This is a genomic window from Streptomyces sp. NPDC041796, from assembly GCF_055590785.1.
Window position 1 is genome coordinate 22,603 of record NZ_JBVJAH010000007.1, and the last position, 6,256, is coordinate 28,858.

General features: G+C 70.7%; 5 protein-coding genes. 3 read left to right on the plus strand and 2 right to left on the minus strand.

Annotated features, from left to right (window positions below):
- Positions 1–174: 174 nt before the first annotated feature.
- Both fabI and fabG read right to left on the minus strand, forming a co-directional pair.
- Complete coding sequence (fabI, locus tag ACZ6C1_RS15615) at positions 175–942, minus strand: enoyl-ACP reductase FabI (protein WP_469241288.1); 768 nt, start codon at positions 940–942, stop codon at positions 175–177.
- Between the two features lie 4 nt (positions 943–946).
- Positions 947–1,651 carry a 3-oxoacyl-[acyl-carrier-protein] reductase gene (gene fabG / locus ACZ6C1_RS15620; RefSeq protein ID WP_469241290.1) on the minus strand — a complete coding sequence of 235 codons (705 nt, stop codon included), beginning with the start codon at positions 1,649–1,651 and terminating at the stop codon, positions 947–949.
- A gap of 211 nt (positions 1,652–1,862) precedes the next feature.
- Here fabG and ACZ6C1_RS15625 point away from each other — a divergent pair, with 211 nt between their 5' ends.
- The 3 genes from ACZ6C1_RS15625 to tyrS all read left to right on the plus strand — a co-directional run bounded on the left by ACZ6C1_RS15625 (position 1,863) and on the right by tyrS (position 6,132).
- The gene (locus tag ACZ6C1_RS15625; protein WP_469241292.1) at positions 1,863–3,386 is read left to right on the plus strand and encodes a TldD/PmbA family protein; all 1,524 of its coding nucleotides are present in this window, start codon (positions 1,863–1,865) and stop codon (positions 3,384–3,386) included.
- Entirely contained in the window at positions 3,383–4,774 is a 1,392-nt protein-coding gene (locus ACZ6C1_RS15630; protein ID WP_469241294.1) for a metallopeptidase TldD-related protein, read from the plus strand. Before ACZ6C1_RS15625 ends, ACZ6C1_RS15630 begins: the two co-directional genes overlap by 4 nt.
- An 89-nt stretch (positions 4,775–4,863) precedes the next feature.
- Positions 4,864–6,132: a tyrosine--tRNA ligase gene (gene tyrS / locus ACZ6C1_RS15635; protein ID WP_469241296.1), complete on the plus strand. Its 1,269-nt coding sequence runs from the start codon at positions 4,864–4,866 to the stop codon at positions 6,130–6,132.
- The last annotated feature ends 124 nt before the right edge of the window (positions 6,133–6,256 follow it).

The window sequence follows — 6,256 nt, forward strand, 5'->3', positions numbered from 1 at the left end:
CCGAGCAACGGACGTACATTTCCCAACGGACGCACTTTTCCGTTCCGCACCAGTCTGCCGTGATATCGGTGACTCTTCGACTCGGGAGCGCTGCACACCGTACATGCGTGCGAGAAGCGCGAAGGCCGCGCACCACTCCCCCGGAGCGGTGCGCGGCCTTCTGCGCGGAAGGGCTCAGGCGCCCATGATGTGCACGCCGCCGTCGACGTGGACGATCTCGCCGGTCGTCTTCGGGAAGAAGTCCGACAGCAGCGCGACGACGCCGCGCCCGGCCGGCTCCGGATCCGCCATGTCCCACTCGAGCGGGGAGCGCTCGTCCCACACCTTCGCCAGGTCGGTGAAGCCCGGGATGGACTTGGCAGCCATCGAGCCCAGTGGGCCGGCGGAGATCAGGTTGCAGCGCACGTTCTGCTTGCCGAGGTCACGGGCCAGGTAGCGGCTGGTGGCCTCGAGCGCGGCCTTGGCCGGGCCCATCCAGTCGTACTGCGGCCAGGCGAACTGCGCGTCGAAGGTCAGGCCGACGACCGAGCCGCCGTTCTGCATCAGCGGCAGGCAGGCCATGGTCAGCGACTTCAGCGAGAACGCCGAGACGTGCATCGCGGTGGCCACCGACTCGAACGGCGTGTTGAGGAAGTTGCCGCCGAGCGCGTCCTGGGGGGCGAAGCCGATGGAGTGGACAACGCCGTCGAGGCTGCCGAGCTCGTCGCGGACCAGGCCCTCGAGGCGGGCCAGGTGCTCGTCATTGGTGACGTCGAGCTCGATGACCTTGGCCGGCTTCGGCAGCTTCTTGGCGATCCGCTCGGTCAGCGTGGGCCGCGGGAAGGCGGTCAGAATGACCTCGGCACCCTGCTCCTGGGCCACCTTGGCGGTGTGGAACGCGATGGAGGACTCCATCAGCACACCCGTGATGAGGATGCGCTTGCCGTCGAGAATTCCGCTCATGTGATCAGTGACCCATGCCCAATCCGCCGTCAACGGGGATGACGGCTCCAGTGATGTACGAAGCGTCGTCGGACGCGAGGAACCGGACCGCGGCGGCGATCTCACCGGGCTGCGCGTAGCGGCCGAGCGGCACCTGGGCGACGATGCCCGCCCGCTGCTCCTCGGTCAGCACCGCGGTCATGTCGGTGTCGACGAAACCGGGCGCGACGACATTGAACGTGATGTTGCGCGAGCCGAGCTCCCGGGCGAGGGAGCGGGCGAAGCCGACCAGCCCGGCCTTGGAGGCGGCGTAGTTCGCCTGGCCCGCCGAGCCCAGCAGCCCGACCACGGAGGAGATCAGGACGACACGGCCCTTCTTGGCGCGCAGCATGCCACGGTTGGCGCGCTTCACGACCCGGAAGGTTCCGGTGAGGTTGGTGTCGAGTACGGACGTGAAGTCCTCCTCCGACATCCGCATCAGCAACTGGTCCTTGGTGACACCGGCGTTGGCCACCAGCACCTCCACCGGACCGTGCTTCTCCTCGATCTCCTTGTAGGCCTGCTCCACCTGCTCGGTGTCGGTGATGTCGCACCGGACGGCCAGGAAGCCTTCCGGCGGCTCGCCGGAGCGGTACGTGATCGCGACCTTGTCGCCGGCGTCGGCGAAAGCGCGGGCGATGGCGAGGCCGATGCCCCGGTTACCTCCGGTGACGAGAACCGAGCGGCTCAACGGATCACCCTTTCCTTGGCGGTCTGGTACCTCGAAAACCTATCGGTCCGGCCCTCGCTACGGAGAATCGACCCCTGACAGTGGCACGGGGGCGTCACTGTCGGATCCCTACAGAAGGCGCTCGCGAGGGGCCCCACCGAAAGTGCTGGGCACGGAGCCGTGCGGCGCGACATGATCGGGGCGACCGGTCTCACACGACAGGAGACATTTCGTGCCTCATTCCATCGACGAAGCCTTCACGGCGCTGCCGCTGCGGGCGCTCGCCGACGCGGCGCTCGCGCGGGCCAGGGCGCTCGGCGCCGCCCACGCCGACTTCCGTTTCGAGCGCGTCCGCAGTGCCTCGTGGCGGCTGCGGGACGCCAAGCCCGCCGGGTCCTCGGACACCACCGACCTGGGCTACGCGGTACGGGTCGTGCACGGCGGGGCCTGGGGGTTCGCCTCCGGCGTCGACCTGACCATGGACGCGGCCGCCAAGGTCGCCTCGCAGGCCGTGGCCATGGCGAAACTGTCGGCGCAGGTGATCGCGGCGGCGGGGTCGGACGAGCACGTGGAGCTGGCGGACGAGCCGGTGCACGCGGACAGGACGTGGGTCTCGGCGTACGAGATCGATCCCTTCACCGTGCCGGACGCCGAGAAGAGCGGGCTGCTGGCGGAGTGGAGCGCGCGGCTGCTGCGCGCGGACGGGGTGGCGCACGTCGACGCGCAGTTGCTGACCGTCCACGAGAACAAGTTCTACGCGGACACGGCCGGGACGGTCACCACCCAGCAGCGGGTACGGCTGCACCCGCAGCTCACGGCGGTCGCGGTGGACGGGACGACCGGTGAGTTCGACTCGATGCGGACGATCGCGCCCCCGGTCGGGCGCGGCTGGGAGTACCTGACCGGGACCGGCTGGGACTGGGACGCGGAGCTGGAGCGCATTCCGGAGCTGCTGGCGGAGAAGATGCGGGCGCCGAGCGTGGAGGCGGGGACGTACGACCTGGTCGTCGACCCGTCGAACCTGTGGCTGACGATCCACGAGTCGATCGGGCACGCCACGGAGCTGGACCGGGCGCTCGGTTACGAGGCGGCGTACGCGGGAACGTCGTTCGCGACCTTCGACCAGCTGGGGAAGCTGGTGTACGGCTCCCCGATCATGAACGTGACCGGTGACCGCACGGCCGAGCACGGGCTGGCGACGATCGGGTACGACGACGAGGGCGTCGAGGCGCAGAGCTGGGACCTGGTGAAGGACGGCACGCTGGTCGGCTACCAGCTGGACCGGCGGATCGCGAAGCTGACGGGCCTCGGCAGGTCCAACGGCTGCGCGTACGCGGACTCGCCGGGGCACGTGCCGGTGCAGCGCATGGCGAACGTGTCGTTGCAGCCGGACCCGGGCGGGCTGTCGACGGAGGACCTGATCGGCGGCGTCGAACGCGGGATCTACGTGGTGGGCGACCGTTCGTGGTCGATCGACATGCAGCGGTACAACTTCCAGTTCACCGGCCAGCGGTTCTTCCGGATCGAGAACGGGCGGCTGGCCGGTCAGCTCCGCGATGTGGCGTACCAGGCGACGACGACGGAATTCTGGGGCTCCATGGAGAAGGTCGGTGGCCCCCAGACGTACGTCCTGGGTGGCGCCTTCAACTGCGGCAAGGCCCAGCCGGGCCAGGTCGCGGCGGTCTCGCACGGCTGCCCCTCGGCCCTGTTCCGGGGCGTGAACATCCTTAACACCGCGCAGGAGGGTGGCCGATGAGCCCCGTAGCGAAGCCGTACGAGATCGTCGAGCGGGCGCTTGAGCTGTCCCGCGCCGACGGCTGTGTCGTGATCGCGGACGAGCACTCGTCCGCCAACCTGCGCTGGGCGGGCAACGCGCTGACGACCAACGGCGTGACGCGCGGCCGGACGCTCACCGTGATCGCCACCGTCGACGGGGCGGAGGGCACCGCGTCGGGTGTGGTGTCGCGCTCGGCGGTCACCGCCGAGGACCTGGAGCCGCTCGTCCGGGCGGCCGAGGCCGCCGCGCGGGGCGCCGGGCCTGCCGAGGACGCCCAGCCGCTGGTGTCCGGGGCCGAGGCGTCGCCCGACTTCGCGGACGCGCCCGCCGAGACCTCCTCCGCGGTGTTCGCGGACTTCGCGCCCGCGCTGGGCGAGGCGTTCGCCCGGGCCCGCGCGGGGGGCCGGGAGCTGTACGGCTTCGCCAACCACGAGCTGACGTCGACGTACCTGGGTACGTCGACGGGGCTGCGGCTGCGGCACGACCAGCCGTCGGGAACGCTGGAGCTCAACGCCAAGTCGCCGGACCGGACGCGGTCGGCGTGGACGGGGCACTCGACGCGGGACTTCAAGGACGTCGACCCGACCGCGCTCGACGCGGAGCTGGCGCAGCGCCTGGGCTGGGCGGAGCGCCGGATCGAGCTGCCCGCGGGGCGGTACGAGACGCTGTTGCCGCCGACCGCCGTGGCGGACCTGCTGATCTACCAGCTGTGGTCGTCGGCCGCCCGGGACGCGGCGGAGGGCCGGACCGTGTTCTCCAAGCCGGGCGGCGGCACCCGGATCGGCGAGACGCTCTCCCCGCTGCCGCTGACCCTGCGCAGCGACCCGCACGAGCCGGGCCTGGAGTCGGCACCGTTCGTGATCGCGCACTCGTCGGGCGACGACTCGTCGGTGTTCGACAACGGGCTGCCCCTGGCGCCGACCGACTGGGTGCGGGAGGGCCGGCTGGAGCACCTGCTCACCACACGGCACAGCGCCGCTCTCACCCGGCTGCCCGTCACCCCGGGGATCGGCAATCTGGTCCTGGACGGCGGTGGCGAGCGGTCACTGGAGGAGATGGTCGCCTCCACGGAGCGCGGCCTGCTGCTGACCTGCCTGTGGTACATCCGCGAGGTCGACCCGGCGACGCTGCTGCTGACCGGGCTGACCAGGGACGGGGTGTACCTCGTGGAGAACGGCGAGGTCGTCGGCGAGGTGAACAACTTCCGGTTCAACGAGTCGCCGGTGGACCTGCTGTCGCGGGCCACCGAGGCGGGCCGGACCGAGCGGACGCTGCCGCGGGAGTGGAGCGACTGGTTCACCCGGGCCGCGATGCCGCCGCTGCGGGTGCCGGACTTCAACATGAGTTCGGTCAGCCAGGGCGTGTGACCCCCATAGACTGACGTGCACAACCGTTGTCTGCATCGCCGCACCGTTGCACCAACGCTCACTGGAATCGTTCAAGGAGACACGACACCGTGACGGACATCGTCGACGAGCTGAAGTGGCGCGGGCTGTTCGCCCAGTCCACCGACGAGGACGCCCTGCGCAAGGCTCTCGCGGACGGTCCGATCACGTTCTATTGCGGCTTCGACCCGACGGCGGCCAGTCTGCACGTCGGGCACCTCGTGCAGGTGCTCACCGTCCGCCGGCTCCAGCAGGCCGGGCACCGGCCGCTGGCGCTGGTGGGCGGGGCGACGGGGCAGATCGGTGACCCGCGTCCGACCGCGGAGCGCACCCTGAACGATCCGGAGACCGTCGCGCAGTGGGTGACGCGGCTGCGCTCGCAGATCGAGCCGTTCCTGTCCTTCGAGGGCGAGAACGCGGCGGTCATGGTCAACAACCTGGACTGGACCGCGGGCATGACCGCGATCGAGTTCCTGCGGGACATCGGCAAGCACTTCCGGGTCAACAAGATGCTCACCAAGGACTCGGTCGCCCGGCGGCTGGAGTCGCAGGAGGGCATCAGCTACACCGAGTTCAGCTACCAGCTGCTCCAGGGCATGGACTTCCTGGAGCTGTACCGGCGCTACGGGTGTGTGCTCCAGCAGGGCGGCAGCGACCAGTGGGGCAACCTCACGGCGGGCCTGGACCTGATCCACAAGCTGGAGCCGCACGCCCATGTGCACGCGCTGGCCACCCCGCTGATGACCAAGTCGGACGGCACCAAGTTCGGCAAGACCGAGGGCGGGGCCGTCTGGCTGGACCCGGAGATGACCACGCCGTACGCGTTCTACCAGTTCTGGCTGAACGTGGACGACCGGGACATCTCGACGTACATGCGCATCCTCAGCTTCAAGAGCCGTGAGGAACTCGAGGAGCTGGAGAAGGTCACCGAGGAGCGTCCGCAGGCCCGTACGGCCCAGCGCGCGCTCGCGGAGGAGCTGACGACGCTGGTGCACGGCGCCGAGCAGTGCGCCGCGGTGATCGCCGCCTCCAAGGCCCTGTTCGGGCAGGGCGAGCTGGCCGAGCTGGACGCGTCGACGCTGGCCGCGGCGCTCGCGGAGCTGCCGCACGCCAGGGTGGCCGAGCCGGGCCCGGTGGCGGACCTCTTCGCCGAGGTCGGTCTGGCGCCGAGCAAGTCGGCGGCACGCCGCACGATCAAGGAGGGCGGCGCGTACGTGAACAACGTCAAGGTGACCGCCGAGGACGCCGTGGTGTCCGCCGACGAGTTGCTGCACGGCCGCTGGCTGGTGCTGCGGCGCGGCAAGAAGAACCTGGCGGCGATCGAGGTCGCCGCGGGCTGACGCGTCGCGTCGCCCGCCACGGCGGGGGGGGGGGGGGGGGGGGGGGGGGGGGGGGGGGGGGGGGGGGGGGGGGGGGGGGGTGGGTGGTGTTTGTTGGTGAGTGGAGGGGAGGGGGTGAGGCGGC